24 protein-coding genes are annotated in these 26,229 nt (G+C 72.0%); 13 read left to right on the forward strand and 11 right to left on the reverse strand.

Annotated features, from left to right (window positions below):
- Positions 1–135 precede the first annotated feature (135 nt).
- Genes AC3A46_RS10265 through AC3A46_RS10285 form a run of 5 tightly spaced genes read right to left on the reverse strand, consistent with a single transcriptional unit; the run spans position 136 to position 5,895 of the window.
- Entirely contained in the window at positions 136–1,824 is a 1,689-nt protein-coding gene (locus AC3A46_RS10265; protein ID WP_487665101.1) for a S8 family serine peptidase, read from the reverse strand.
- A 4-nt stretch (positions 1,825–1,828) separates the two neighbouring features.
- Positions 1,829–2,404 carry an acyltransferase gene (locus AC3A46_RS10270; protein WP_487665102.1) on the reverse strand — a complete coding sequence of 192 codons (576 nt, stop codon included), beginning with the start codon at positions 2,402–2,404 and terminating at the stop codon, positions 1,829–1,831.
- On the reverse strand, positions 2,401–3,744 hold the full coding sequence (locus AC3A46_RS10275; RefSeq protein WP_487665103.1) for a wax ester/triacylglycerol synthase domain-containing protein: 1,344 nt from the start codon (positions 3,742–3,744) through the stop codon (positions 2,401–2,403). Before AC3A46_RS10275 ends, AC3A46_RS10270 begins: the two co-directional genes overlap by 4 nt.
- Complete coding sequence (locus AC3A46_RS10280; protein WP_487665104.1) at positions 3,741–4,667, reverse strand: glycosyltransferase family 2 protein; 927 nt, start codon at positions 4,665–4,667, stop codon at positions 3,741–3,743. The genes AC3A46_RS10275 and AC3A46_RS10280 overlap by 4 nt, the downstream gene beginning before the upstream one ends.
- Positions 4,654–5,895, reverse strand: a complete 1,242-nt coding sequence (locus AC3A46_RS10285) for a glycosyltransferase family 4 protein (RefSeq protein WP_487665105.1) — start codon at positions 5,893–5,895, stop codon at positions 4,654–4,656. The genes AC3A46_RS10280 and AC3A46_RS10285 overlap by 14 nt, the downstream gene beginning before the upstream one ends.
- Positions 5,896–6,127: 232 nt before the next feature.
- Between AC3A46_RS10285 and AC3A46_RS10290 the strand changes: the two genes are divergently transcribed.
- The 6 genes from AC3A46_RS10290 (at position 6,128) to AC3A46_RS10315 (ending at position 12,570) form a co-directional block, all read left to right on the forward strand.
- Positions 6,128–7,030 (forward strand): hypothetical protein, encoded by a 903-nt coding sequence (locus AC3A46_RS10290; RefSeq protein ID WP_487665106.1) that lies wholly within the window; start codon positions 6,128–6,130, stop codon positions 7,028–7,030.
- Between the two features lie 29 nt (positions 7,031–7,059).
- Positions 7,060–8,712 (forward strand): O-antigen ligase family protein, encoded by a 1,653-nt coding sequence (locus AC3A46_RS10295; RefSeq protein ID WP_487665107.1) that lies wholly within the window; start codon positions 7,060–7,062, stop codon positions 8,710–8,712.
- A 192-nt stretch (positions 8,713–8,904) separates the two neighbouring features.
- A complete protein-coding gene (locus AC3A46_RS10300; protein WP_487665108.1) occupies positions 8,905–9,762 on the forward strand; it encodes a glycosyltransferase in 858 nt (285 codons plus the stop codon).
- Positions 9,759–10,622 carry an SGNH/GDSL hydrolase family protein gene (locus tag AC3A46_RS10305; protein ID WP_487665109.1) on the forward strand — a complete coding sequence of 288 codons (864 nt, stop codon included), beginning with the start codon at positions 9,759–9,761 and terminating at the stop codon, positions 10,620–10,622. The genes AC3A46_RS10300 and AC3A46_RS10305 overlap by 4 nt, the downstream gene beginning before the upstream one ends.
- Complete coding sequence (locus AC3A46_RS10310; protein WP_487665110.1) at positions 10,619–11,563, forward strand: glycosyltransferase; 945 nt, start codon at positions 10,619–10,621, stop codon at positions 11,561–11,563. Before AC3A46_RS10305 ends, AC3A46_RS10310 begins: the two co-directional genes overlap by 4 nt.
- A gap of 35 nt (positions 11,564–11,598) precedes the next feature.
- Positions 11,599–12,570, forward strand: coding sequence for a glycosyltransferase family 2 protein (locus AC3A46_RS10315; protein WP_487665111.1), 972 nt, complete (start codon positions 11,599–11,601; stop codon positions 12,568–12,570).
- A gap of 555 nt (positions 12,571–13,125) precedes the next feature.
- On the opposite strand, the gene AC3A46_RS10320 is transcribed toward AC3A46_RS10315, so the two are convergent.
- The 4 genes from AC3A46_RS10320 to AC3A46_RS10335 form a co-directional block, all read right to left on the reverse strand.
- A complete protein-coding gene (locus AC3A46_RS10320) occupies positions 13,126–14,295 on the reverse strand; it encodes a glycosyltransferase (RefSeq protein ID WP_487665112.1) in 1,170 nt (389 codons plus the stop codon).
- Between the two features lie 26 nt (positions 14,296–14,321).
- The gene (locus AC3A46_RS10325) at positions 14,322–15,776 is read right to left on the reverse strand and encodes a sugar transferase (protein ID WP_487665113.1); all 1,455 of its coding nucleotides are present in this window, start codon (positions 15,774–15,776) and stop codon (positions 14,322–14,324) included.
- A gap of 247 nt (positions 15,777–16,023) precedes the next feature.
- Positions 16,024–17,220, reverse strand: coding sequence for a glycosyltransferase (locus tag AC3A46_RS10330; RefSeq protein WP_487665114.1), 1,197 nt, complete (start codon positions 17,218–17,220; stop codon positions 16,024–16,026).
- On the reverse strand, positions 17,217–17,789 hold the full coding sequence (locus tag AC3A46_RS10335; RefSeq protein ID WP_157549754.1) for an acyltransferase: 573 nt from the start codon (positions 17,787–17,789) through the stop codon (positions 17,217–17,219). The genes AC3A46_RS10330 and AC3A46_RS10335 overlap by 4 nt, the downstream gene beginning before the upstream one ends.
- 208 nt (positions 17,790–17,997) lie before the next feature.
- Between AC3A46_RS10335 and AC3A46_RS10340 the strand changes: the two genes are divergently transcribed.
- Genes AC3A46_RS10340 through AC3A46_RS10365 form a run of 6 tightly spaced genes read left to right on the forward strand, consistent with a single transcriptional unit; the run spans position 17,998 to position 24,892 of the window.
- Positions 17,998–19,779, forward strand: coding sequence for a fatty acyl-AMP ligase (locus AC3A46_RS10340; RefSeq protein ID WP_487665115.1), 1,782 nt, complete (start codon positions 17,998–18,000; stop codon positions 19,777–19,779).
- Complete coding sequence (locus AC3A46_RS10345) at positions 19,776–21,515, forward strand: acyl-CoA dehydrogenase family protein (RefSeq protein ID WP_487665116.1); 1,740 nt, start codon at positions 19,776–19,778, stop codon at positions 21,513–21,515. Before AC3A46_RS10340 ends, AC3A46_RS10345 begins: the two co-directional genes overlap by 4 nt.
- Entirely contained in the window at positions 21,512–22,603 is a 1,092-nt protein-coding gene (locus AC3A46_RS10350; RefSeq protein ID WP_487665117.1) for an acyl-CoA dehydrogenase family protein, read from the forward strand. Before AC3A46_RS10345 ends, AC3A46_RS10350 begins: the two co-directional genes overlap by 4 nt.
- Positions 22,604–22,621: 18 nt before the next feature.
- The gene (locus AC3A46_RS10355) at positions 22,622–22,876 is read left to right on the forward strand and encodes an acyl carrier protein (RefSeq protein WP_310248727.1); all 255 of its coding nucleotides are present in this window, start codon (positions 22,622–22,624) and stop codon (positions 22,874–22,876) included.
- Positions 22,863–23,558, forward strand: a complete 696-nt coding sequence (locus tag AC3A46_RS10360; protein WP_487665118.1) for a 4'-phosphopantetheinyl transferase family protein — start codon at positions 22,863–22,865, stop codon at positions 23,556–23,558. The genes AC3A46_RS10355 and AC3A46_RS10360 overlap by 14 nt, the downstream gene beginning before the upstream one ends.
- Before the next feature lie 23 nt (positions 23,559–23,581).
- Positions 23,582–24,892 carry a UDP-glucose dehydrogenase family protein gene (locus tag AC3A46_RS10365; RefSeq protein ID WP_487665119.1) on the forward strand — a complete coding sequence of 437 codons (1,311 nt, stop codon included), beginning with the start codon at positions 23,582–23,584 and terminating at the stop codon, positions 24,890–24,892.
- A 3-nt stretch (positions 24,893–24,895) separates the two neighbouring features.
- Here AC3A46_RS10365 and AC3A46_RS10370 read toward each other — a convergent pair whose 3' ends face one another.
- Positions 24,896–25,171 (reverse strand): hypothetical protein, encoded by a 276-nt coding sequence (locus tag AC3A46_RS10370; RefSeq protein WP_487665120.1) that lies wholly within the window; start codon positions 25,169–25,171, stop codon positions 24,896–24,898.
- 84 nt (positions 25,172–25,255) lie between these two features.
- Here AC3A46_RS10370 and AC3A46_RS10375 point away from each other — a divergent pair, with 84 nt between their 5' ends.
- On the forward strand, positions 25,256–25,618 hold the full coding sequence (locus AC3A46_RS10375; RefSeq protein WP_487665121.1) for a hypothetical protein: 363 nt from the start codon (positions 25,256–25,258) through the stop codon (positions 25,616–25,618).
- 107 nt (positions 25,619–25,725) lie between these two features.
- Here the strand turns inward: AC3A46_RS10375 and AC3A46_RS10380 are convergent, their stop codons facing one another.
- The gene (locus AC3A46_RS10380) at positions 25,726–26,115 is read right to left on the reverse strand and encodes a hypothetical protein (RefSeq protein WP_487665122.1); all 390 of its coding nucleotides are present in this window, start codon (positions 26,113–26,115) and stop codon (positions 25,726–25,728) included.
- Positions 26,116–26,229 lie beyond the last annotated feature (114 nt).

Below are 26,229 nucleotides of genomic sequence, written 5' to 3' on the forward strand. Positions count from 1 at the left end.
GCCCTCCGCTCAACGAGCGGGGGTGAAGTACCGGTCGTTGAGCGAGCGAGGAACGAGCGAGTCGAAACGCGCCGAACCCGCGAGTAACACCGACCCGAGGCATCCGCTCAACGACCGGGACTTGGCGCCCGCCTATCAGTTGCGCAGGGTCAGCGAGATCGTCGGGCTGTACCCCGTGTTGCCGGCGGCGTCGACCGCCCGTGCGTGCACGGGGTAGGTGGCGTTCGGGTAGCTGCGCGACGGCAGCGTGCCGGCCCACGAGCCGTCGGACTGCTTCGCCAGCGTGCCGAGCCTGGTCGCGCCCGACCACAGCGTGACCCCGGTGACCGCCACGTTGTCGGCGGCCGTGACCCGCACGGCTACGCTGCCCGACACCGTCGACCCCGAGACCGGCGCCGTGATCGTCGCCGTCGGCGCCTGCGTATCGGGCGTCGGAGTCGGCGTCGGGGTCGGCGTCGGCGTCGGAGTCGGCGTCGGCGTCGGCGTCGGAGTCGGCGTCGGCGTCGGCGTGGGCGTCGGGGTCGGCGTCGGCGTCGGCGTCGGAGTCGGGGTGCTGCCGGTCGGCACCGTCGACGCGAGCCAGCCGGAGTAGCGGCCCGAGATCGGGCTCAGCGGGTCGCCCGCGAAGCGCTTGCCTCGAGCAGTCGCCGCGGCCTGCGCCTGGCCCTCGAGGATCTGGAACACCTCGCGCGGGGTGCGGCCCTCGCACGACCCCTCGGCGAAGCACGCGAGCACGACGCCCGACATCACCGCCGCCGACATACTGGTGCCCGACGCGATGTAGCCGTACCGATTGCCCTTCTTGGTCGTGTACGGGCACGTGCCGGGAGCAGCGATCGTGTGCGCGCGATCAGCCGCGCTCACGGCCCAGTTGCTCTTCGGGTTGATCGTGTCGTCGACCGGGGCGTTGGTCTCGGTGCACGCCTTCGCGCCGCGCGAACCGGGCTTGCCGTCGTAGTCGGCGACGTTGGTGACCGTGATCACCTCGTCGAAGTTGCCCGGCGAGTACTGCGCCAGATCCCGCGTCGAGTTGCCGGCGGCCGCGACCACGACGACCCCGTCCTCCACCAGGGCGCAGATCGCCTGGTGGATGACGTCGCCGTTGGTGTACCCGCAGTTGCCGTCGTCGGCCTGACCGAACTGCATGCTCATGTTCATCACGGCGATGTCGTAGCGCTCGTGGTTCTCCATGACCCACTCGAGGCCGCACATCAGCGTGCCGAGCGTGCCCTGCATCTTGTTGTCGAGCACGCGCACCGAGGTGATCGGGGCGCCCGGCGCGACGCCGAGCAGCCCCACGCTGTTGTTGATCGCCGCCGCGGCTCCGGCGACCCCTGTGCCGTGCCCGTTCCCGTCGGTGCCGTCGCCGCTTCCGAAGCAGTTGATCTGGCGCGCGACGTTCAGGTCGGTGTGCTCGCTCACGCCCGAGTCGATGATCGCGAGCCCGGGGCCGTCCCACGCGCCCGCCGTCGTGGCGCTGGTCGGCGGCAGGTCCGCCTCCACCGTGCCCACCGCCGGCGTCACGGTCTGTGCGGCGCCGCTCACGACCTTGTTCGCCGAGATCCCCCGCACCGTCGACGACACCCGCAGCACGGCGACCTCGTCGGCCGTGAGATACCCGGTGAATCCCTTCACCACGCTGTCGTAGACGGCGTCGGGCTCTGCGGTGATACCCTCCAGCGCAGCATCCAACCCCTCCGCCGTCCGGAAGCTGACGGTGTACACGCCCGCCTCGTCGCCGGCGGCGAACGAGGCCGTGGCCACACCGCCTCCCAGCAGCGACGCCACGACCGCGGTTCCCACCGCGAGTCCGGCGACGCGCATCGCCCTAGTCGACTCTCTCCTTCTGAGCTTCCCCACGGCTCGTCCCCACTTCCTGGCCCGAGGGCCTCTCGCCGATGACCCGCGCCGGAACCCCTCCGACGATCGAGAACGCCGGAACGTCCTTCGTCACCACCGCCCCGGCCGCGACCACGGCGCCCTCGCCGATCGTCACGCCCGCCAGAACCACCACGTTCGCGCCCAGCCAGGAGCCGGCGCCGATCACCACATCGCGCTCGATCTTGGGCTGGTCCATGATCGGGACCGGCCCCCTCTCGACGCCGTAGTTCGATGCCGTCACCATCACGTGCGGCGCGAACAGGCACTTCTCACCGATCTCGATGCGACCGGTCTCGTTGCCCGCCCAGATCAGGCTGAACTCGCCGATGTGCGTGCCGGCGCCGATCGAGATGCGCTCGCCGTTGCGGAACGACACGTTCGGCGCCATCGACACCCCCGGTCCCACCTGGATCAGCGGCACCTGCCGGACGAACGAGTAGCCGTGGAAGTGCGCCAAGCGCAGCGCGTGCAGCAGCGTGCGCGGGTCGAGCACCGACCCGAGCGCACCGCGGAGGCGGCTCATCGCGCCGCCCCCGCAGCATCCGTTCCCGCCGACACGGGGGCGGGCGCGAGCAGCTCGCGGTAGACCGCCATGAGCGCCGGCAGGTCGACCGTCGAGCGTGCCGTCACGCTGACCACGAGCTCGCGGCGATAGGAGCAGGCGAGGCACGCCACCTCGTCGCGCGGATCGCCGGCCGGCCACCCGGTCACCGTCTCGACGGGAGCGGTGCCGAAGAACCGCTCGTCGCGGCCCCACGTCACGGAGGTGGCGTAGCCCACCCAGTCCTCGGCGCCCTCGACGACCGAGCCACCCGAGTCCACGGCCGCCTGCACCTGCGCACGCACGCTCGGCACGATCTCTTCCAGAGGAGCGGATGCTGCGGCAGACACCTTCACGACGCTGATGTCGTTGCGCACGCCGCCGTCACCGGCCCCGCGTCGCGAGATGGGCACGAGGATCGACAGCGTCTCGGCGTCGGGGCGCTGGCGCGCCATCGCGATGAGGGTGGCGGCCGTGACGAGGTCGTTCACCGTGCCGCCGAGCTTGTACGCGCGGCGGGTGGCGGCAGCCAGGTCGACCGCCTCGTACGCGGAGCTGCGCCCTTCCCGCACGTCGGCGAGGAGGCCGGTGCGTGCGATGCGCGCGTTCTTGACCGGGCGCAGCAGCCGCCCGCCCCAGCGCCGCAGCCGCATGCGGAACGACTTGCGCCAGTACGCAGGCCACCCCCGCCGCAGGCCCGGGTTGCGCTCGCGCCACTGGGCGAACGCGAGGGCGAGCACCTCGAAGCCGTTGCGGGGCGGGATGCCGAGCTCGGCGCGCTGCGCATCGCCCGGCTCCGGTGGCTCGGGCGTCGGCGCGGTGCCGGCGATCACGTCGCCGATCCGCAGGCCGTACATCGCGTCGCCGACCACATGGTGGTAGCGCATGACGATCGCCACCCGCCCGGAGTCGAGCTCGACGAACTCGAAGTCCCACAGCGGCCGCGACGGGTCCATCGTCGGGCTGAGGCGCCCCGTGAACCGCTCGACGCGCGTCGGGTCGTCGGGCTCGATCCCATCGTGGAATCGGACGTGGTAGTCGAGGTCGAGGCTCGTCACCGGCACCCACGCCGGCGTCGTGAGACGCAGCGGCGTCGGCACGAGCCGCTGGCGCATCGCCGGCGCGAACCAGCTCAGCCGCTCGACGCGGCTGCGGATCGCGGCGCGGTCGAGGTCGCCGTCGGGCCCGCGCAGCGGTGCGCCGTCGACGATCATCGTGCCGGCGGCGTGCATCGCGGCGAACGTGACCGCGTTCGACACGTACTTCTCGTCGAGCGAGCTGATCAGCTGCGCCCGTCGGGCGAGTCCGGGGTGCGCGCTCATTGCTCTCCTCCGTGCGTCGCGACGCCGAGCGTGATCGGCGCCGGCGGGTCGTCGTCGACGAAGACGCGCCCGTCGAGTGCGAAGCGCACGGCGGTGAAGAACCCGCCGAGGATTCCGCGGAACAGCGCGAGGTCGGCGTCGCGGCGCCGGTGCTCGCGCCGGTTGTGCACCGCGCGCGACAGCGTGCGCTTCGCGACCACTGCGAACAGGCGCAGGCCCACCCCGGAGCGCAGCCGCACCCACTTCGCGGTGAGCGCGCCGAGGCCGAGCCCGTAGCCGTGGTGGAGGGCGGTGTACGCATCGTCGGCACGCGTGTGCACGTGGTGCACGACGCACGACGGGTCGTAGACGATGTGCGCGCCGTCGTCGAGCACGCGGCAGAACATGTCGAGGTCCTCTGCACCCGCGAGGCGCCGCCCCGCCCCCAGCACCGGGTCGAATCCGCCGAGCGCGACGATCCGCTCGCGCCGGAACGCCATGATCGCGCCGTGACCGGCGTCGATGCCCTCGATCGTGCGGGTGAAGCGCCGCGGGGGCGGCGCCTGCTGCGTGCCGACGAGCGTGTGGTCCAGCATCCGTCCCGTCACCGCGCCGACGGTCGGATCGTCGAATCCCTCGAGGATCGGCGCCATCCAGCCCTCGACGGCGGCGCAGTCGTCGTCGGTGAACACCACGATCGGTCGGCGGCTCGTCTCGAGCGCGAGGTTGCGGGCGATCGAGAGCCCTTTGATGTCGCTGCGCACGTAGTCGACGCCCGCGGCGTCGGCCACCTCCCAGGTCGCCGGCGTGGTCGAGGCCGAGTCGACGACCAGGATCTGCACCCCCGGCGGGGTGACCGCGGTGAACGAAGCGAGCGCCGCGGCGAGCATCTCCGGCCTCTCGCGGGTGCAGATCGCGAGGGTCACGTCCTCAGGCCGCGGCATCCGTCGACCCCCTCAGCAGACGCGCGGCCTCTCGGTATGCGGCGAGCGTGGCCTGCGTCGCGGCCGCCCAGCTCAGCTGATCGGCCCGAGCCATCGCGGTGCTCGACATGCCGGCCAGCACCTCGGGGCGCTCGACGAGCAGGTCGAGCTGCGCCGTCAGCACCTCGACATCGCCGACCTCGTGCGTCATTCCGGTCACGCCCTCGTCGATCACCGCGCCCGCGGCGAGAGAGACGAGCGGGACGCACCCGGCGACCTGCGCCTCGTAGGTCACGAGGGCGCTGCCCTCTTCGACCGTGGGCAGCAGCATCACGTCGGCCGACGCGAGCACGCGCATGGGCTCGGACGTGAGGCCCCGCACCTCGACGCTCGGGTGCGCGAGCAGCGGCGCCAGGTGCGCGGCATAGTCCTCGTCGAGCAGTCCGTAGACGAGGAACCTGCCCTCGTCGGAGGCCTTCGACGCCGTCCACGCCACGAGCGCGGTGTGCAGCCCCTTGCGCGGCGATCCGCGGCCGAGGAACACGGCGGTGAACGGCCCGTCGCCGGCCCGCGTGGGCGGCGCGGTCACCGTGCAGCCGTAGCGGTGCCGCAGCAGCCGGTCGTCGTCGAACCCGCGCGCGAGGAACGTGCCGGCGACGGCCTCACTCGGCACGAGCAGCCCCGCCGCCGCGGCGTACTCGCTGTCTTCGATCGCGAGCCGGCGCGGGTCGACGGTGTGGCTCTCGCCGCCCCGCGGCTCGAGGCCGAGCGCCGCGTACTCCCGGGTCACGACCTCGTACGCGTGCTCGGTGTGGGTGTTGGGCACTTCGCGCAGTCCCGGGATGCCGCGCCGCCGCGCCGCCTGGAGCGTCCGGGCCGACGCGAGCGGCCACGCGTGCACGACGTCGTCGGCGTCGCCGTCGAGCAGCCGGCCGACCAGACCCGCGGTGACGGCGTCGTGGATGCGCATCGCGCGCGTGCGCCCGACCAGGCGATGCGGCACGCGACGGCCGGCCACGGTGAGGGTGGTGCGCACGGACGCCGCGCCCTCGACCGGCTTCGCGATCGACGCGGCGACGATGTGCACGTCGACCCCGGCGCGGACCAGTTCGTTCGCCTGATTCCACGCCGTCCAGCCGATTCCTCGCGACCCGAGTGCGAACGGGAAGCTGTACAGGACTGCCAGAACGCCACCTCCCCCAGGACGAGGCCCGCCTCCATAGGAGCCGTGCCGGCTCTCGCTGACCACTCTGTGGGAGCCGTTCGAAGCGGCACAACCCGGGCCGTCGAATGTCGCCCAGTCTTTACACCCGTGCAACAAAGCCACAGGGCGCCGTTAACAATCCGGGGCGACTATTGCAGGGCAAGTCTTGTCGCGACACCTGCGGTTCGGGGATACGGTGCGCGACGCGGACGGCCCGATGACGTGCTGGGGGGTTTCGGGCGGTCTGCGTCCGGAAGCACACGGAGAGAGGTGTCTGATGGAGACTCCGAAGTACCTGCAAGTGCTGTGGAACTACAAGTGGGTGCTGGCTTTCGGCGCCCTCGTCGCCGCGGTGGCGGCCTTCTTCGCCGGCTTCGCGATCGTCGACGGACAGGTCGTCTCGAGAGCTCAGCAGACCTGGTCGGCCGCGACCACCATGCTCCTCACGAGCGAGTCCGACCGGCTCTACCAGGCCCAGGTGCCCGGCGTCCCGATCGAGCAGGGCACGTCCGACCCGCAGGTCATCGACATGTCGTCGACCGCGCTTGTGTACGCGTACATCCTGTCGAGCGACATCATCCAGGACGCTGTCGAGGCCGAGATCGGCCCGCTCGACGACGACACCGAGTCGATCACGGCGCTGCGACGCACGACGCAGCCCACCGGCGATGAGCGCTTCCCGGGCCGGTACAACCTGCCCGTGCTCGAGGCCGTCGGCGCCGCCGAGACCGCGGACCGTGCCGAGGAGATCTCGCGCGCCGCCGCCACGGCCTTCACCACCTACGTCGTCGCGCAGCAGGACGCGCAGCAGCTCGCACCCGAGCTGCGCGTGCTGCTCGAGCCGCTCGGGGCGAGCCCTGCGGTCGAGGGCGACTCGTCGAACCCCGCGATCCCCGTCGTCGTCACCTTCGTCGGCGTCTTCCTCGCGTTCGTCGTGCTGGTGTTCGTCATCGCGGGCCTCCGCTCGCGCTCCGCGAAGCGCAAGGCCGCTCACGCGGAGACCGCGGCGGCGGATGCGGCCGAGGCCGAAGAGCCGGTGAGCGGGACGGATGCTGCGCCCCTCACTCCTGCGGACGCCTCCGACGACATCCCCCTCGACGCCGAAGCCGGCGAGCTGGTGGGCGCCGGGCCGCCGTCGCGCCGATCCGGCCGGTCCCCCCGCGAGGACGAGACCGCGTAGGCGACGGACTCCCTCTTCGGAGCACCGACATGTCGACCGGCACCGCACCGCCCGTCACACCCGCCGACGACACCGGCGTACCACCGGCCCAGGTCGCCCCCGGCGACGGAGCACGGCCTCACTGGGCCGCCGTCGCCGGGATCGCGCTCCTCCTCGCCGCGATCGTGATCGCCGGGGTGATCCTGCTCCCGCCCATCGCGATGGGCGCGGCCCTCCTCGGCATCGCACTCATCGTGCTGCTGCGCCGCATCCTGTTCACGTGGCCCGCGCTGCTGTTCCTGCTCGCGGCGACCATCATGTTCATCCCGGCCCGCCGCTACGCGCTCCCCATCCCGCTGCCGTTCGCGCTCGAGGCGTACCGCCTCATGATCTTCGTCGCGATCGTCGCGCTCGGGCTCGCGTTCCTGTTCGACAGGTCGCGGCGCTGGCGGCCGGTCGCCTTCGGCTGGCCGATCGGCATCTTCCTCGCGACCCTGCTGGTGTCGTTCATCGTGAACGGCATGCGGCTCGTGAACGAGGGCCTCGCCACGACGGCACTGTCGGGCTTCTTCCAGCTCGGCGTCCTGCTGTCGGTGTTCTTCTCGGTGCGCCAGCTGCTCACCAGCGAGCGCATGGTGATGGGCTTTCTCATGGTGCTGTCGTGGATGGCCGTGATCGTGGCCTTCTTCGCCGTCATCGAGCGGGTGGCGCGCACCAACGTGTTCCTCATGCTCGCGAACGTCCTCCCGCTGATGGTGCTGCGCGAAGACGGCGGCGACGCCACGCGGGCCGGTGTGAACCGGGCGTACGGGTCGGCGCAGCATCCGATCGCCCTCGCGGTCATGCTGTGCATGTTCCTGCCGATCCTCATCTACCTGGCCAAGTACGCGATCTGGCCCCGGAACGTCTGGAACCGGCGCATCGCCTACGGGATCGGCACGTTCCTCGTGTTCGGCGGCATCATCGCCGCCATCTCGCGCACCGCGGTCGTCGTGATGGGCGTGATGTTCCTGATCGCACTGGTGCTGCGACCCAAGGTCGCGCTGCTGCTGCTGGCCTTCGCGGTGCCGGGGCTGCTGCTGGCGATGTTCGTGGTGCCGGCACAGGTCGAGTCCATGCTGCTGTCGTTCCTCGACGTCGACACGCTGATCGCGTCGCAGTACACGTCGGCGGGGATGGCGGGGGCCGGGCGCCTGGCCGACCTGGAACCCGCGTTCGTCGAAGTGCGGCAGTACCCGTTCTTCGGGCAGGGATACGGCAGCCGCGTCGTCGTGGGCGACGAGGCGAACTCGTTCATCCTCGACAACCAGGTGCTCGGCATCCTGATGGAGGCCGGCGCCCTCGGGGTCATCGGGTACGCCGTGTTCATGCTGGCGCCGGTCGTCATGCTCATCGTCTACGCGCTGCGCTGGGCGGCCGAACCGCGGCACGCCCTTCTCGCCTTCGCCCTCGCGGTGTCGATCGCGGGGTACAGCGCGGCGCTCTTCTTCTTCGACGCGTTCGGCTTCTTCCAGTCGTTCCTCGTGCACATGATGCTGCTCGCCGTCGCCGCGTGGGTGTACACGGAGGGCTCGCGCAAGACCTCCGCGCCGAAGCCGGCGTGGACGGCGGAGGCGGAATTCCCGCTCGTTGAGCGGAGCGCGCTCTGGCGCGCGCAGTCGAAACGCCCCGGGTATTCGGGATCGCCGGAGGCGGGGCGATGAGCCGGGAGGCGCAATTCCCGCTCGTTGAGCGGAGCGCGCTCTGGCGCGCGCAGTCGAAACGCCCCGGGTATTCGGAATCGCCGGAGGCGGGGCGATGAGCCGGGAGGCGGAATTCCCGCTCGTTGAGCGGAGCGCGCTCTGGCGCGCGCAGTCGAAACGCCCCGGGTATTCGGGATCGCCGGAGGCGGGGCGATGAGCGCGCGCGTGAGCGTCGTCATCCCGGCGCACAACGAGGGCGCGGTGATCGACCGGGTGCTCGGGGCGCTGCGCGCGTCGCCGCGGCGGGACGAGTTCGAGATCATCGTCGCGGCCAACGGCTGCACTGACGACACCGTCGCGCGGGCGCTCTCGTACGAAGGGGTGCGCGTGGTCGAGACGCCGCGCGCGTCGAAGATCGCGGCTCTGCAGGCCGGCGATGACGCAGCATCCGTCTTCCCGCGCGTCTATCTCGACGCCGACGTGCTGATCGACCCCGAGACGCTGGTGGCCCTCGCGGATGCACTCGAGGAGCCCGGTGTCGAGGTCGCCTCGCCGCGGCTGCACGTCGACACGTCGTCGGCGTCGTGGCTCGTGCGCCAGCACTACCGCATCTGGGAGCTCAGCGACTATCGCCGCCGAGGCCACATCGGCTCGGGCGTGTACGCGATGACGGCCGCCGGCCGCGCACGGTTCGACGCGTGGCCCGACGTCATCGCCGACGACAGGTTCGTGCAGCAGCTGTTCGCTCCCGCCGAGCGCGCCACACTCGCCGACCACTCGTTCAGCGTGCACTCGGCTCGCGACATGCGCGCGCACCTGCGCCGCTCCGTGCGCATCGCGCGCGGCAACCGGGAGCTGCCCGACGGCGCGCAGCACGAGGACGCCGCCGGGCCCACGGCCGCGACCCGCGGCGGGCTGGCGAGGCGGGTCGCGACGCGGCCCCGCCTGTGGGTGCCGTTCGCCGTGTACTGCGTGAGCTGGACGCTCCCGAACGTGCTCGCCCGCCGCGACATCGCACGGGCGCGCGCACGGACCTGGAACCGCGACGAGACGAGCCGGGTGATGGCATGAGAAGACGAGCGACCACGACCGCAGCGATCGCACTGCTGCTGGCGGTGCTGACCGCTTGCGCAGCGGCGCCGGCACCCGAGCCGGTCGACCTCGACGAGCTCGAGTCGAGTCCCACGCTCTCAGACGTCGCCACGATCGGCGCGCTGGGCGACTCGATGACCCTCGGCGTGAACGCGTGCGCCGAGCCCGGGCGGTGCACCGCCGCGAGCTGGGCGACCGGCGACGATCCGGCCGTCGGGTCGATCGCGATGCGCATCGGCGCGGCGAGCGGCACCGTTCCCGACACCGTCAACGCCGCGAAGGACGGCGGCACCGTCGCCGATGCCGTCGCCCGCGTCGACGAGGTGATCGCCGCGCAGCCCGAGCTCGTGCTCGTCCTGCTCGGCGGCAACGACGTCTGCGACGCCGACGTCGAGGGCATGACGAGCGCCGACGACTTCCGCGCGTCGTACACGGCCCTGCTCACCGCGCTGCACGAGGGTCTGCCCGAAGCGCAAGTGCTCGCACTGTCGATCCCCGACCTCTACCGGCTGTGGGAGGTCGGCAGCGACGACGAGAGCACGCGGCAGATCTGGGACAGCAGCCCGTCCTGCAGCAACCTGCTCGGCGACGCCGCCGCCGCCGACGCGGCCGCGACCGCCCGGCGCGACGCGGTCGCCGCCCGCACCGACGAGTTCAACGCGATCATCGCCGAGGCGTGCGCCGCCGACAGCGCCTGCACCTCAGACGGCGGCGCCGTCTTCGACTACGAGTTCTCGCCCGCCGAGATCTCCGCGATCGACCACTTCCACCCGTCTGTGGCGGGGCAGCAGGTGATCGCCGAGATCGCCTGGAACACCCTCGTGGAGGCTGCACCATGACCACGCTCCTCGTCGCGATCTCCGGCGGCCACCTCACGCAGCTCACGATGCTCGCTCCGCGGGTCACCGACGGCGACGACGTCGTGTGGCTCACCGACGACACCGCGCAGAGCAGGTCGCTGCTCGAAGGGCAGACGGTGTACCACGTGCCCACCCGACCGCCGCGCGACTACCCGGGTGTCATGCGCGACACGGGCATCGCCCTGCAGGCGATGAAGGACCACCGGATCGACCGCGTCATCAGCACCGGCGCCCAGATCGCGCTGTCGGCCCTCGTGCCCGCGTCGGCACGGCGCCTGCCGTTCACCTACATCGAGAGCGCGACCCGCGTCACCGGCATCTCGGCGACGGGCAAGGTGATGGAGCGCGTGCCGTGGGTCGACCGGTACGTGCAGTACCCGCACGCCGTGAACGCCCGCTGGCGGTACGCGCTGTCGGTGTTCGACGGCTTCCGCGTCGAGCCCGTCGACAACCCCGCGCCGATCCGCCGGGCCGTGGTCACCGTGGGCGGCAACGGCGACTTCGGCTACCGGCGCCTCGTCGACGGAGCCCGGGCCGCGATCGACGACCTCGACTGCGACGTCGAGACGCTGTGGCAGGTCGGCGCGACCGACGTGTCGGACCTTCCCATCCCCGCGGTCGCCTCACTGCCCTCGAGCGAGCTCGGCGAGGCGCTGCGGCGGGCCGACGTGGTGATCGGACATGCCGGCACGGGCACGGCGCTGGCCGCGCTCTCGGCGGGCAAAGTCCCCGTGCTCGCCCCGCGCTCGGTCGAGCACGGCGAGCACGTCGACGCCCATCAGCAGGATCTCGCGCGATTCCTCGGCGGTCGCGGGCTCGCCATCGTGTGCGAGCCCTCGTCGATCCGTCCGTCGACGCTCGACACCGCGCGGCGCTGGCGCGCCGTGCGGTCCTCAGACCTCGCGCCGGTGCCGCTCTGAGCGCCGGCACTCGCCCCGCCCCTGGAGGACAGACCGTGCAGACCCCGGCGCCCGACGTGACCGTCGTCATCGTCAACTACGAGACGCGCGACGACACCGTCGCGTGCGTCGGCTCGGTGCTCGAGCACCTCGGCGGCGTCACCACGCAGGTGGTCGTGGTCGACAACGGCTCGCGCGACGGCAGCGCGGAGGCGCTGCGCGCGGCCTACCGCGGGATCGACGTGATCGAGGCCGGTGAGAACCTCGGGTTCGCTCGCGCCGTCAATCGCGGGGTCGCACTTGCGCGGGGCGAGTTCGTGCTGCTGCTCAATCCCGACGCGGTCATGCTCGAGCACTCGCTGCCGAAGCTGATCGCCTTCGCGCGCGAGAACCCGCAGTACCGCATCGTCGGCGGGCGCACGCTGCGCGAAGACCTCACGCTCGAGCCGTCGTCGTGCTGGGGCGCTCCGACCCTGTGGTCGCTCACGATGTACGCGACGATGCTGTCGACGGTCTTCCGGCGTTCGCGGGTGTTCGACCCGGAGTCGCTGGGCGCCTGGCAGCGTGACACGATCCGCGAGGTGCCGATCATCACCGGCTGCCTGCTGCTCATCCGCCGAGACGACTTCGCCGAGCTGGGCGGCATGGACGAGGACTTCTTCCTCTACGGCGAGGACGCCGAGTTCAGCATGCGGGCAGCCGCTCAGGGCATGGCGCGGGTCGTGTATCCCCCGGCGGCGATCATCCACACCGTCGGCGGGTCATCGGCGGGCTCGTCGAAGGGCTCGATGGTGCTGGCAGGCAAGGTCACCTACCTCGCGAAGACCTGGCCGCCGCGGCGGGCCGCCGTCGGCGTGCTCCTGCTCAAGGCGGGGGTGGCCGTGCGCGCCGGGCTCGAGGCCGTGACCCGGCGGTCGCGCCGGCCGTGGACGACGGTCTGGCGCCGCCGCGCCGACTGGGGCTCGGGCTACCCGCACGCCGAGGCCGCGCTGTTCGGCCGCCCGGTGCCGGAGCCCACCGCCGCGTAGGACTGCCCGGGCCAGGGTTGTTCGTAGGCCCGGGGCGTTTCGACTCGCTCGTTCCTCGCTCGCTCAACGACCGGCACCCTGGGTTCGGTCGTTGAACGGAGGGCGCTCTGGCGCCCGCAGTCGAAACGCCCGGGTGCCCGGGAGCGTCGGGGTCGAGGGACGGATGCCTCGGGTCGGTGTTGCTCGGGGGTTCGGCGCGTTTCGACTCGCTCGTCCCTCGCTCGCTCAACGACCGGCACCCTGGGTTCGCTCGTTCCTCGCTCGCTCAACGACCGGTACTTCACCCTCGGTCGTTGAGCGGAGGGCGCTCTGGCGCCCGCAGTCGAAACGCCCGGGGTGCGCGGGAGAGTCCGGGTCGAGGGACGGATGCCTCGGGTCGGTGTTGCTCGGGGGTTCGGGGCGTTTCGACTCGCTCGTTCCTCGCTCGCTCAACGACCGGCTGAGGGAGGTTCCTCAGCTGTGCGCTTCATGTGCTCTCACCGAGAACACACGATCCGCACGCGCACGACGTGTGATCTCGGCGAGAGCACCCGATGTGGACGCCCACCGCTGCGGTCAGGCCGACACACGCACCGACTGCTCACCCGCGGACGAGGGCGCAGCATCCGTCCCGGCCTCCCCCAGCACCCACGTCCGCACCTGCGCGGTGAAGCGCGAGATGTCGAACTCGGCCGCGCGGGCGCGCGCGGCGGCGGGATCGATGCGGTCGAGGCCGGCCACGGCCGCGGCGAGCTCGACCGGGTCGTCGGGGTCGACGGTGAAGCCGGTAGCGCCATCGACCACCGACTCGGCGGCGCCTCCGACGCGGTTGACGATCACGGGGCAGCCCGCGGCCATCGCCTCGACCGGGATGATGCCGAAGTCCTCCACCGGCGGGAACACGAACGCGAGGGCCCGCTGGAAGAGCGCGCGCATGAGGGCATCCGACACGAACCCCAGCATGTGCACGGGCACCGAGGCCGACTCGGCGAGCGCCTGCAGGTGCTCGCGCTCGGGTCCGGTGCCCGCGACGACCACCGGCACGCCGAGCCGGTCGCCCATGCGGATCACCGCGTCGTGGCGCTTGTACGGCACGAGCCGCGAGGCCGCCATCAGGAAGCCGCGCTCGGGCAGCGCCTCGAGCACCGCGGACTCCTCGGCGGTGAGCGCCTCGGCCCAGTCGCCGCCCGCGATGATCTCGTGCGCCTTCACCGGCGGGTGGATCACCCGGGCATCGCGCCCCCACGAGCGGTGGATGCGCCGGCGCACGAACTCGCTGTTGGCGGCGAGGTCACCGGCGTGCCGGGCCGCCTCGCGATCCACGTGCTTGAGCACGCTGCGGGCGGCCGCGAGCGCGGGAGAGCTGCCGCGCGCGTCGAGCTCGGGCTCCCACAGGTACCGCGCGGGCGAGTGCACGTACGAGAACTTCGGAACACCGCCCCGGCGGGTACCGAAGTCGCAGTGGTGGGCGAACACGTAGCTGCTCGTGAGCACCCAGTCGGGCCGCGCGCCGACCTTCGCCGCGCGCCACGTCGCCGGCATGAGGGGAAGCCCCATCGCCTTGTGGTGGCGCAGCGGGGTGCGGGCCATCCACGACTCGCGCACGGTGCTGCGGGGGAACCGCTCGCCGTCGTCGCTCCACAGGGCGAACATGCGCGAGTCGGGGAGGGCCGTGCGGAACGCGTCGAGCACCTGTTCAGCGCCGCCGGAGCGTTCGATCCATTCCTGGACGATCAGACCTGACATGAGTCATACGACCTCTCGGGTGAGTGTCAGTACGCGCCGTCGCTGTGCAGGACGGCTTTGACGGTCTTGGCGAGCACGACGATGTCGCCCGTGATGGACCAGTTCTCGACGTAGTAGAGGTCCAGCCGCACGCTGTCCTCCCACGAGAGGTTGGAGCGGCCGTTGACCTGCCAGAGGCCGGTGATACCGGGACGCGTGAGCAGCCGGCGACTGACCGGCCCCTCGTACTGCTCGACCTCGCTCGGCAGCGGCGGCCGCGGGCCGACCAGGCTCATGTCGCCCCGCAGCACGTTCCACAGCTGCGGGAGTTCATCGAGCGAGTACGCACGGAGGAAGCGGCCCACGCGCGTGACGCGGGGGTCTTCCTTCATCTTGAACAGCACCCCGTTGCCCTCATCGAGGGCGCGCAGCTGCGCCAGTCGCGCCTCGGCGTCGACGACCATGGAGCGGAACTTCAGCATCGTGAAGCGCATGCCGTGAGCACCGACCCGCTCCTGCCGGAAGATCACCGGTCCGGGGCTGTCGAGCCGGACGGCCAGGGCGATCGCGGCGAACACCGGCGCCAGCAGCAGCAGGGCGACGGTGACGATCGACACGTCGAACAGGCGCTTCACCGCGTGGCTGTAGCCCGAGTAGCGCGGCAGGTCGACGTGCACCATCGGCAGTCCGTTGATGGGCCGCATGTGGATGCGCGGGCCCGCCACGTCGGTGAGCCGCGACATGAGGATGAGTTCGACCTGCGAGTTCTCGAGGTCCCACCCGAGCCGCCGGATCGCGTCGTTGCCGCCCGGCAGGCTCCCCGCCACGATCACCGCGCGCGCCCGGCGCCGCTTCGACACCCGGGCGACGTCTTCCAGCGGCACGAACGGCAGCACGTGATCGTCGGCCTGTGCCGCCCGCGCGCCGGCGCCCGGGTCGGCGGGCATGCTCACGGCGATCGCGCGATAGCCGATGCGGTAATGGCTGCGCAGCTGCGACAGCACCCGCAGCACGTCTTCGCGCCCGCCGACCACGATCGCGCCGGTCATGCACCGGCCCACCCGCCGGAGCGCGTGCAGGTACGTGCGCCACAGCCCGCGCGCCAGGAGCAGCAGCACCAGGCCGAGGGGCAGCGCGATCGCCAGATACCCGCGAGCGGTCTGCAGCTGGAACAGATAGGCGACGACCGCGAAGGCGCCGAACGTGAACAGCGTCGACTGCAGCACCCGCTGATACTCGACCATGCCCGTGCCGATGTTGCGCAGCAGCCTGCTGCGGGTCGCCGCGAGCGCCACGAGCCACACCACCACGAGCGCGAGGCTGGTGAGCGCGTAGGCGATGTCGGCGGTCCATCCCCCGGCGGTCCGCACCGGGTCGCCGAACCTCAGCAGCTGGGCGGTGAACACGGCGACGGCGATGGCCGCAGCATCCGTCGCGAGCATGCCCCACGCGAGGCGCCTTCGCCAGCCGAGCCGGCGCGGCTGAGGCGCGATCTCGGCCACGGTCGAGAAGAGATCGACCGCAGACGCGGGTCGGGCGGTGGAACGAAGATCGAGAAAAGCAGATGACACGGGCGCACCCCCAAAGAACGCAACCGACATGCAGAGGGGCCATCGGCCCCAGTGCCCGTCGATGCGATCCCCGCTCGCGAAGGCCACGCTAGCCCGGGCCCGGGAGCGGCACCAGCGAGGTCACCACCTGTTTACACAGGCTTCGGGCGTGCGTGACACGCGCGAAACACCGCGGGCGTCAGACGCCGCGAGCGAGCGCGATGATCCGCTCGTGGCGCGCGGTCCACGAGTTGGCCTCGACGAAGGCCACCCGCGCCGCCTCGTCCGCCGGTCCCGCCTGCAGTGCGGTATCCACCACGTCGATGAAGTCCGACACCGCGGCCGTGAGCCACACGCGGTCGCTGATGCCCCGCACCGGGGGCAGGTCGATCGACAGCACCGGCAGCCCGGCCGCGAGGTACTCGTAGAGCTTCAGCGGGCTCATCGCCTCGGTCAGCGCCGTGCGCCGGTGCGACACCAGCGCCAGGTCGCAGTTGCGCAGCGTGGCGATCAGCTCGGCGCGTCCGACGCTGCCGTGCACGTGCACGTTGGCGAGCGCGCGCAGCGGCGCGATGTACGAGGCGTCGGGCAGCGGTCCCACCAGCACCGTGTGCACGTCGGGCCGGGCCCGAGCGAAGTCGGCGATGCCCTCGACGTCGAGCCGACTGTCGAGCGTGCCGACGTACACGGCGCGCGACCGCGGCACGCGGGCGAGCCACCCGGGCTCCGGCGGCGGCGCCTGCAGCCACTCGGCGGGCTCGACTCCGTTCGCGACGACCTCGTGGGGGCCGGTGGGCTCGATCCGCTCGAGGATCTGCGCAGACACGGCCACCACACCCCGGCCGGAGGCGGAGATGCGACGGTACGCCTCGCGGAAGGCCGGCCAGTAGTCGCTGCGCCCCGGCGAGCTCAGCCAGTCGTCGCGCGCGAAGAAGGTCACCTGCCGCGCCCAGTCGAAGGGCGAGAAGCCTGCGACGAGCGGGTTGCAGGTGAGCGCCACCGGATCAGCGAGCTCGCGTCGCTGCACCTCACGCCGGAGCGACGCGTCGTACGCCGCGTACTCGGCGGCGACGTCCGGCGGGTCGAGGCGGTCGGCGCGGCGACGGCGGGCGGGCGAGTGCAGCCAGATCCGATCGGATGCCGGGAACCGGGCGTCGCGGTCGAGCACCGGCGACATCGTCACCCGGGGCAGCCAGCGGAACGGGTTCGCGACGACCATGCGACCGACGTTCGGGCTGCGCATGAGGCTCGAGACGATCCGGTCCGGCGGGCGCATCATGCCGCGTCGCACCGCGTCGGCGTAGGTCTCGAACGAGAACGTGAACACGAAGTCGTCGGTGCCTTCGGCTGTGCTTCCGACCGCGGTGCGGCCGATGCGCGACTCCGTCTCGGTCACCCGGGCACCAGCTCTCTCACCACCCGCGCGGGCGCGCCGACGGCGACCGTACGCGGCGGGATGTCGCGTGTCACGACCGCGTTCGCCCCGATCACCGCCTGCTCCCCGATCGTGACGCCGGGCATCACGACGACGTTCTGGCCGAGCCACGCGCCGCGGCCGATCCGCACCGGGCGGGGCTCGGTCAGCGGCTGGTCGCGGATCGGCACGTCGATGCGGTCGAAGCCGTGGCTGTGATCGGAGATGTACACCCCCGCGGCGATGCCGACGGCCTCTTCGATGACGACGCTCTGCACCGCCGAGATCGACGCGCCGCGCATGCGCACCCGGTCGTGCAGCTCGATCACGGGCCCGGGCTCGTCGCGGGACGGGACCATGAGCCATGAGCCGGCACCGATGAGGACGCCCGCCCCGACGGCGATGCGGTCGGGGTTGGCGATGCGCGTGGGCAGCAGGATGCGCGAGCCCGCGCCGAACGACCGGAAACCGCCGGCCACGAGCCGGCTGTATGCCGAATCCCGCAGCCGCTGTGCCCCCAGCAGAACCCCATACCCATTGATCCGCCCCACGCGGCTCAGAGTAGCCGCCGCGATCGGCGCCGCCAGGCGGGTGCCGGAGAGTTAACGAGCGTGTAACAGCGGCGTCGCTTGCGTCAGCCACTCTGGACCACGAGGGTGCCGCAGTGTCGCCGCTGGATCCGTCGGCCGGCACGGCTATGGGCAATTTTGGGGACGGACTCGCGGGAACATACGGCGTCAGGACCGAGGGGAGTCCGCGATGACCGAGATCGAAGTGCACGTGCCGAGGGCTGAGGCGCCCGAGAGGGAGGGCGGCGCAGAGGACCGCGGGAGCGAGTTCGTGCGGCGACTGCGCCTGACGGCGACGACGGCCGAAGGACGCGGCATCCGTTTCCATCGCTCGCCCACCGACTTCACGGAGGCGACGTACGCGCAGCTCGACGCCGACGCCCGGTCGCGCGCCGTGGAGCTGGCCCGCGCCGGTCTGGCACCGGGCGACGTCGCGATCCTCGCCTTCGAGCCGGGCCTGCCATTCGTCAGGGCGCTGCTCGCCTGCCTGTATGCGGGTGTCGCCGCCGCGCCGGTGCCGATCACCGCGATGCGCAACGCGGATGCTGTGCGCCAGCGGCTGCTCGCGATCCTGCAGGACGCGGGCGCCAAAGCCGTGCTCACCGAGACCGGCGCGCTCGACGGGCTCGGCCTCGCGGGCGAGACGTCGGTCGCGGACGCGGTGGTGATCCCGGTCGACGGGCCGTCGTCGGCGTCGCCGGACGACTGGAGCGTCCCCGACATCGACGAGTCGGCGCTGGCGATCCTGCAGTACACGTCGGGATCGACCGGGTTGCCCAAGGGCGTCATGGTGTCGCACGGCAACCTGTACGCGAACCAGCACGCGATCGGCGGTGTCGTCGGCATGACGGCGGACTCGGTCGCCGTGGGGTGGCTGCCGCACTACCACGACATGGGTCTGATCGGTCAGATCCTGCAGCCGGTCTTCGCCGGTGCCAGCCTGCACATGACGTCGCCGTCGCAGTTCCTGCGCAGGCCCGTGCTGTGGCTGCGGCTGATCAGCGAGCACAGGGCGACGCACACCGTCGGGCCGGATTTCGCGTTCGCGCTGTGCAGCCGCCTGGTGACCGACGACCAGCTCGCCGAGCTCGACCTGTCGTCGCTCGAGACGGTGATCACCGGTGCCGAGCCGGTGCGGATCGACACCCTCGACGCGTTCACGGCGCGGTTCGCCCCCGCGGGGTTCCGCGGCGAGGCGTTCGTGCCGGCGTTCGGCATGGCCGAGACGACCCTCCTCATCACCGCGCACCGCGACACCGTGCCGCCGCGCGCGATTACGGTCAGCGCCGAGGCGCTCGAACGCGACGAGATCGCGCCCGCGACCGGCGGCGAGCGCAGCGCGCAGCTCGTGCCGTGCGGGGCACCCGGTGCGGGCATGGACATCGCGATCGTCGACCCGGCCAGTGCGGTGGAGCTGCGCGACGGGCGCATCGGCGAGATCTGGGTGCGCGGCACCAGCGTGACCCAGGGCTACTGGCACCGCCCGGAGCAGACGGCGGAGGACTTCGGCGCGACCCTCGCCGGTGTGCCCGACGAGGTGTACCTGCGCACCGGCGACCTCGGCGCGATGATCGACGGAGAGCTCGTCATCACCGGCCGCCTGAAGGACCTCATCATCGTGCGCGGCCGCAACATCTACCCGCAGGACCTCGAGCACAGCGCCGCCGCGCTGCTCGGAACCGGATGCCTCAGCGCGGCGTTCGAGCGCCCGGGCGCGGCGCCGGAGGTCGGCATCGTCGCCGAGGTCGAACCCGCGACGACCGCCGAGGAGCTCGACGCCCTCACCGCGGCGCTCCGTGCCCGCGTCGGCGGGGAGTTCACCCTGCCGGCGCTGGGTGTGGCGCTCATCCGCAAGGGCACGCTGCCGCGCACCACCAGCGGCAAGGTGCAGCGCGCGCTCACCCGCCGGCTCCTCCACGAGCAGCGGCTGCCGCTCGTGCATCTCGACGGGTTCGAGGCGGTCCCGGCATGACCGCGCCCGCGACCGGCGCGGATGTCGACGTTCTCGGCCCCGTCCGCGCGTTCGACGCGTTCCTCGGCGACCCCGCCGACGACGGGGCCGTGATCTCGACGCGGCGGTCGGTGGTCCTCGACGAGCGATCGGCGTTTCCGGAGGACGAGATCGCGGCCGTCACCGCATTTGGCCTGCAGCGCTGGTACATCCCCGCCGCCCACGGCGGGATGCTGACCGATGCGCTGGTGCCCCTCCTCATGATCCGCCACCTGGCCCGCCGCGACTTCACCGTCGCCGCCGCGCACGGCAAGACGTTCCTCGGCGCGATCTGCGCGTGGGTCGCCGACGGCCCGATGGCGAACCGCATGGCGGACCTCGTCGGCACCGGCCGGCCGGTGTCGTGGGGGCTCACCGAGCGCGGTCGCGGCTCCGACCTTTCACGATCGGCGACGACGGCGCGGATCGGCACCGGGTCGGTGCGCGTCGACGGCGGCAAGTGGCCGATCAACAACGCCGTCCGCTGCCGCGCGATGACGGTGCTCGCCCGCTCCGACGACCGCGGGGGGCCGCGGTCGCTGTCGCTCGTGCTCGTCGACAAGGAGGAGGCCGGCCCGGCCACGATCGCATACGAGCCGAAGGTGTCGTCGCACGGGCTGCGCGGCGCCAACCTCGCCGGCATCCGGTTCGACGGATCGGTGGTGGGTGCCGATGCCGTCGTCGGCCCCGAAGGGCACGGCCTCGAGCTCGTGCTGAAGAGCCTGCAGCTGACCCGCCCGTTCACGACCGGCCTGTCGATGGGCGCGGTCGACCGGGCGCTTCAGACCGCGCTCGATGCCGCGACCGTGCCGGATGGTGCGGGCCGGCGCCTGCTCGACTCCCCTGCCGCTCGGCACGCCCTGGGCGTCGCCATCGCCGACGCGCTGCTCGTCGAATGCCTGATGCTGGTCGGCGTGCGCTCCGCCCACGCCTTCCCCGGCGAGATGGCGCTCGTGAGCGCACTGGTGAAGTTCCTCGGCCCCGACACCGCCGACCTGCTCTTCCGAGACCTCACTCATCTGCTCGGCCCGCGCGCGCTCGTGGTCGGAAGCGAGACCGCGGGCACACTGCATCCGTCCGCCTTCAGCGCGTTCCAGAAGGCCGCACGGGACAGCCGCGTCGTCGGCATCTTCGACGGGAACTCGGTCGTCAACCTCAACATGATCGTCAACGAGCTGCCGAACCAGCTGCGCCCCGCGGCGGCGCCGCCGCTGGCGGAGCTGCTCGCGCCCCTGCGAGCCGACGCACAGTTCGATGCGCTCGACACGACCACCCTGCGACTGGTGACGCGGCACGGCTCCAGGCTGCTGCGGTCGCTCCCCGCCCTCGTCGACGCGACCGACGACGGGCGCACGTCGCCCGCCGCCGTCACGGCGGCGCGTCGCATCGGCGCCGAGTACGCCGCGCTCTTCGGGGAGGCCGAGGCGCTCCCCCGGCAGTCGCAGCCCGATCCCCTCGCCTTCCACCTCGCGGAGCGGTTCGCCCTCGTCTTCGGCGGCGCGTGCGCGCTGGCGGTGCACCTCGCGCGGACCGGCACCGTGCCGGGTCCGCTGGGCGAGACCGACGCGTGGCTGGCGGCGGTGCTCGAGCGCATCGCGAACCGGCTCGGCGCAGAACCCGTCGACCGTTTCGTCGCCGACGCGCTCCTCGACGCCGCGCTGCGCGCGCACGCCGGCGGTGGCGTGACACTCCTGCCCTCGTGGACGGAGCGACCATGAGCATCGCCGAGAGCGTCGAGCGGGCGCGCCCCGCCTTCGGGCGCGACGTCGCGGCAGGCCTCGACGCCCTGGAGCCGCTCATCGGACGCCTCCCGATCGACGACGCCGTGGCCGGAGGCGGCGAGCGCGTCGTGACGAGCGCGCTGCGGGGCTACCGCTTCGAGGCCGGGCGCGGGCTGGAGCCCGGGGTCAGGCTCGTGCCCGATGCCGCCTCGGCCACCACGGTCCGCGCCGCCGTGCCCGCGGGCGCCCTCGGGGCGCTCGACGCCGCGCTGCGCGAGTGCGTGCAGTACGCGCACGCCCGCCACCTGTACGGCGGGACCGTCCTCGACATCCCGCATGCGCGGAGCCTCCTGGCCGCAGCCCTCGCCGATGCGCTGACCGCCGACGCGCTGAGCAGTGCGGCCGTGTGCCTGGCCGACGCGCATGCGCCCGCAGCATCCGTCGCCGTCGCCTTGAGTGCCCATCTCTCGTGCGTGCTGCTCGCCGAGGCGGCGCAGCAGGTGTCGGTGCTGGCCGGCTCGACGTTCTACGCGCGCATCGCGCCGTTCGAGCTCATCGAGCAGCACGTGCGCGATCTGTCGGCCCTCCCTGTGCTCGTGCCCGACCTCTCCGACGCGCTGCCGTCGGCGCTCGCCGAATCGGACGCGTGGTGCGCGAGCACGGATGCTGCCGCCCCGGGCTCGCTGCTGCGCTCCGAGGTCGCGCCGGCGATCGCGTCGGACGCCCCCGGCGCCGTCGAGGTCCACGCCGCGCTGGCCGCTGCGGCGAGCCGGACCCTGGCGGAGGTGGGCGGCGGGGCGACGGAGCCCTACCAGGAGCTGGAGCTCGCTCACCGGGTCGCGCTGCTCACCGCGGGCGCCGCGGTCGTCGACGGCTGGATGCACGCGCGCGGCGGCGAGGCGATCGCCGGCGACCCGCTCGCGCTGGAGGCGTGCCTCCGACGCATCCTCGGGCGGGTGACGCGGCGGCAGCCGCCGCTTCCCGCCGACCTCGTGGCGCGGCTCGTCGCGCACGCCGAAGCCCGCGCCGCGAGCGGCGAGGAGATGGCGATCGGTCCCGCGCGCGCGACCGTTCCGCCGATGTGAGAAGAGAGAGGACGACCCATGCCTGTACAGCTGACCGCCACCGAGATCGAGCAATGGCTCGTCGGACGCGTCGTCGCCTACGGCAAGATCCAGGCCGACGCCTTCACGGTCGACACGCCGCTGGCCGAACTGGGGCTCGACTCCGTCTACGCGCTCACGCTCTGCGGCGACATCGAGGACGAGTTCCAGCTCGAGGTCGACCCGACCATCGTGTGGGACCACCCCACGATCCGGGAGCTCGCCGAGGGGATCCTGCAGCGTGCCGAGGAGTGAGACCGGCGGCGACGCGCGACGGACGCTCGTGTCTGCGCGGGGCGTGCACGTCGTGACGGGCCGCATCCCGACGCCCGCTCGCGGCTTCGACGCCGAGGACGCCGCGGATCTTCTGGGGGCGGATGCTGCTGCCCTGGGCTCGCTCGACGGATCACGTCTCGCCTCGTACCTGACGGCGCGGCGCTGGGTGCGCGACATCGTCACCGTGCGGCTGCGACGCCCGTGGCGAGGCTTCGAGGCGACCCCTCGCGGTACGAAGCCGCGGCTCGCCGCCTCGCCGCTGGACGTGAGCATCGCCCACGCCGGCGACCTGCTGGTGGTCGGCGTCGTCGAGCACGGGCGCATCGGCGTGGACGTCGAGCTCGTCGCGCCCGTGTTCGACCAGCCGGCGCTCGCCCGGCGCCTGTGCACGCTGGTGGAACGCCGCCGCGCCGACAGCCTGCCGCCGGCCGATCGACGGGCCTGGCTCACCCAGCTGTGGACGGTGAAGGAGTCGTACGCCAAAGCTGTCGGCGCGGGACTCGCGCTGGATTTCCGACAGCTCGGCGCCGCGGAGCTGCGTCACAGTGGCACCGTTCGCGGTGTGCTGACTCCCGCATCAGGCCGCACTCATGCGAAGATCGCTGTCAGCTGGGTCGACGCCGCCCCTTCCTCGTCTCCTTTGCCCGTTCGGGCGATCTGATCCCATCCCGGAAGGGCACACTCATGCGTCTGTCTGTCATCGGCTGCGGGTACCTCGGCGCGGTCCACGCTGCCGCGATGGCGTCCATCGGCCACGACGTGGTCGGCATCGACGTCGACGAACGCAAGGTCGCCTCGCTCTCCCGTGGCGAGGCGCCGTTCTTCGAGCCCGGGCTGCAGGAGATCCTCACCGAGGGCATCGCCTCCGGTCGCCTGAGGTTCACCACCGACATGGCCCAGGCGCAGGGCGCGAAGGTGCACTTCGTGGGCGTCGGCACCCCGCAGCAGAAAGACGGCTACGCCGCCGACCTCACCTACGTGAACGCCGCCGTCGACGGCCTGCTGCCCTACCTGTCACCCGGCGACATCGTCGCCGGCAAATCCACCGTCCCGGTCGGCACCGCCGCCGACCTCACCCCCCGCGTCGACGCCACCGGTGCGACGCTGGTGTGGAACCCCGAGTTCCTCCGCGAAGGGTTCGCCGTCAAGGACACCATCGACCCCGACCGGCTCGTGGTGGGCGTGCCCGCCGGCGACGCCGGTGACGCGGCCGCCGACGTGCTGCGCGAGGTGTACCACCCCGCCGTCGCGAAGAACACGCCCTTCATCATCACCGACCTCGCGACCGCCGAACTGGTCAAGGTCGCCGCCAACGCGTTCCTCGCCACCAAGATCTCGTTCATCAACGCGATGGCCGAGATCGCCGAAGTCACCGGCGCCGACGTCACCCAGCTCGCCGACGCCATCGGACACGACGCCCGTATCGGCCGCCGCTTCCTCGGCGCCGGCATCGGCTTCGGCGGCGGTTGCCTGCCCAAAGACATCCGCGCGTTCTCCGCCCGCGCCGAGGAACTCGGCCGCGGCGAGTCCGTCGCGTTCCTCCGCGAGGTCGACGCCATCAACCTGCGCCGCCGCGACCGCGCCGTCGACCTCGTCGTCGACGCGCTCGGCGGATCGGTGTTCAAGAAGAACATCACCGTGCTCGGCGCGGCCTTCAAGCCCTACAGCGACGACATCCGCGACTCCCCCGCCCTCGACGTCGCCGTGCGCCTGCACGGCCTCGGCGCCTGGGTCACGGTCACCGACCCCGCCGCGATCGAGAACGCGCAGCGTCTGCACCCTCAGCTGAACTACGTCGAAGACCGCGACGAAGCACTCCGCGAAGCCGACGCCATCATCATGGTCACCGAATGGGACGAATACCGCCGCGAACTCACCCCCGAACACGCCGCGTCCCTCACCCGCGGCCGCGTCGCCATCGACGGACGCAACGGCTGGGACGCCGCCGCCTGGCGCGCGGCAGGCTGGACCTACTACGGCATGGGACGCCCGTAGACGTCAGAGCGAGTGGACGCTGAGGAGCTGCCAGCCCTCGGGAACCTTCGCCTCGAGCGCGGCCATGTCGTCGGCCTCGATCTGCTCCACGCCGTCGCGGCGGGCCATCGTCGCGGTCGATGTCAGCAGCTGCGAGCCTTTCGGCATCGCCGCCGGGACGTCGGTCACGACCCACCCCTCCGACAGCTGCGCCGTGACAGCGGCACTCAGGGCCTCGAGCGAGGCGCCCTCGACATCGACGGTTCGGGTTTCGACAGGGCGGATGCGGCCGACGAGCATGGATCCGATCCTACGAGCCGAACACCGTGGGGACGGATAGTGGACCCACGCAGCCGACTTCTGTCTCGCCACGGAGGACACGACATGACTCAGCGCCCGCTCGGCGTCACCCTCGTCGCCATCATCGCCTGGATCTCGGGCTTCCTGCAGATCATCGGCTCGATCTTCGTCATCATCGCCGGGCTCTTCATCACGTGGCCCGCGATCGTCGGGTGGATCAGCCTCATCATCGGCATCGTCACGCTCGCCGTCGGTGTCGGGCTCTGGCGCGGCAACCACACCGCCCGCACGATCGCGACGATCGTGTTCATCGCCAACATCGTGCTCGAGGTGCTCGGGATGTTCAACGGCGAGAGCCTCTGGTCGGCCATCAGCGGCAGCATCCTGTCGGTCATCGGTCTGATCCTGCTCTACACCCGCTCCGCGCGGGAGTACTTCGGCAGCTGACGCGGCCGAGGTTCAGAACAAAGTCAGACGAGACGGATTTCCTTCCCTAGAGACAGAAAAGTGTCTCTGGGGATATCGGACCGCCGTGGATCGCGGCCGCGTGGCTTCTACTTGGCGAGGTGGGCGAGCAGCTCCTTGAGGAGGACGTCCAGGCTCTTGTCTTCCGGCTTGTCCGACTCCGGGGCTTCCGGCTTCTTCTCCGTCATCGTGCGGGGCACGAGCACGGTGCCCCGCACCGACGTCATCTCGGGGTCCACCGGGAACCACTCGCGCAACGATTCACTGAGCGCAGCGACGGCGAGGAGGTCGTCGACGTCCTTCAGGTAGACGTCGTCGGTCACCTTGGTTCGCACCGCCGCGTCGACCTTGGCCAGGGCGTCTGTGACCTTTCGGTAGGCCTTCGTGAGCTTCTCGAGCTTCTCGGTCGTCATGGCGAATTCGGCCGTGGCCGTCCTGAGCTCGGCCGCCCCGGCGGTCACCTGCTCCGCAGCCGTCACGAGGAGGTCCGGTTCGGCGGCCTGAAGGGGCGGAGGCGGCGGGGGTGACGGGGGCGGGGGTGGTGGCGGTGGCGGAGGCGGAAGAACGGATGCTGCGCCGCCGGCGTTGGTGCC

It is taken from the genome of Microbacterium sp. Soil_C_42 (assembly GCF_057656735.1).

What these genes read in the sequence shown, in the direction of transcription:
- AC3A46_RS10265 (WP_487665101.1), bottom strand. Translation starts at nt 1,824, where the DNA reads ATGCGCGTCGCCGGACTCGCGGTGGGAACCGCGGTCGTGGCGTCGCTG.
- AC3A46_RS10270 (WP_487665102.1), bottom strand. Translation starts at nt 2,404, where the DNA reads ATGAGCCGCCTCCGCGGTGCGCTCGGGTCGGTGCTCGACCCGCGCACG.
- AC3A46_RS10275 (WP_487665103.1), bottom strand. Translation starts at nt 3,744, where the DNA reads ATGAGCGCGCACCCCGGACTCGCCCGACGGGCGCAGCTGATCAGCTCG.
- AC3A46_RS10280 (WP_487665104.1), bottom strand. Translation starts at nt 4,667, where the DNA reads ATGCCGCGGCCTGAGGACGTGACCCTCGCGATCTGCACCCGCGAGAGG.
- AC3A46_RS10290 (WP_487665106.1), top strand. Translation starts at nt 6,128, where the DNA reads ATGGAGACTCCGAAGTACCTGCAAGTGCTGTGGAACTACAAGTGGGTG.
- AC3A46_RS10295 (WP_487665107.1), top strand. Translation starts at nt 7,060, where the DNA reads ATGTCGACCGGCACCGCACCGCCCGTCACACCCGCCGACGACACCGGC.
- AC3A46_RS10300 (WP_487665108.1), top strand. Translation starts at nt 8,905, where the DNA reads ATGAGCGCGCGCGTGAGCGTCGTCATCCCGGCGCACAACGAGGGCGCG.
- AC3A46_RS10305 (WP_487665109.1), top strand. Translation starts at nt 9,759, where the DNA reads ATGAGAAGACGAGCGACCACGACCGCAGCGATCGCACTGCTGCTGGCG.
- AC3A46_RS10310 (WP_487665110.1), top strand. Translation starts at nt 10,619, where the DNA reads ATGACCACGCTCCTCGTCGCGATCTCCGGCGGCCACCTCACGCAGCTC.
- AC3A46_RS10320 (WP_487665112.1), bottom strand. Translation starts at nt 14,295, where the DNA reads ATGTCAGGTCTGATCGTCCAGGAATGGATCGAACGCTCCGGCGGCGCT.
- AC3A46_RS10340 (WP_487665115.1), top strand. Translation starts at nt 17,998, where the DNA reads ATGACCGAGATCGAAGTGCACGTGCCGAGGGCTGAGGCGCCCGAGAGG.
- AC3A46_RS10345 (WP_487665116.1), top strand. Translation starts at nt 19,776, where the DNA reads ATGACCGCGCCCGCGACCGGCGCGGATGTCGACGTTCTCGGCCCCGTC.
- AC3A46_RS10350 (WP_487665117.1), top strand. Translation starts at nt 21,512, where the DNA reads ATGAGCATCGCCGAGAGCGTCGAGCGGGCGCGCCCCGCCTTCGGGCGC.
- AC3A46_RS10355 (WP_310248727.1), top strand. Translation starts at nt 22,622, where the DNA reads ATGCCTGTACAGCTGACCGCCACCGAGATCGAGCAATGGCTCGTCGGA.
- AC3A46_RS10365 (WP_487665119.1), top strand. Translation starts at nt 23,582, where the DNA reads ATGCGTCTGTCTGTCATCGGCTGCGGGTACCTCGGCGCGGTCCACGCT.
- AC3A46_RS10370 (WP_487665120.1), bottom strand. Translation starts at nt 25,171, where the DNA reads ATGCTCGTCGGCCGCATCCGCCCTGTCGAAACCCGAACCGTCGATGTC.
- AC3A46_RS10375 (WP_487665121.1), top strand. Translation starts at nt 25,256, where the DNA reads ATGACTCAGCGCCCGCTCGGCGTCACCCTCGTCGCCATCATCGCCTGG.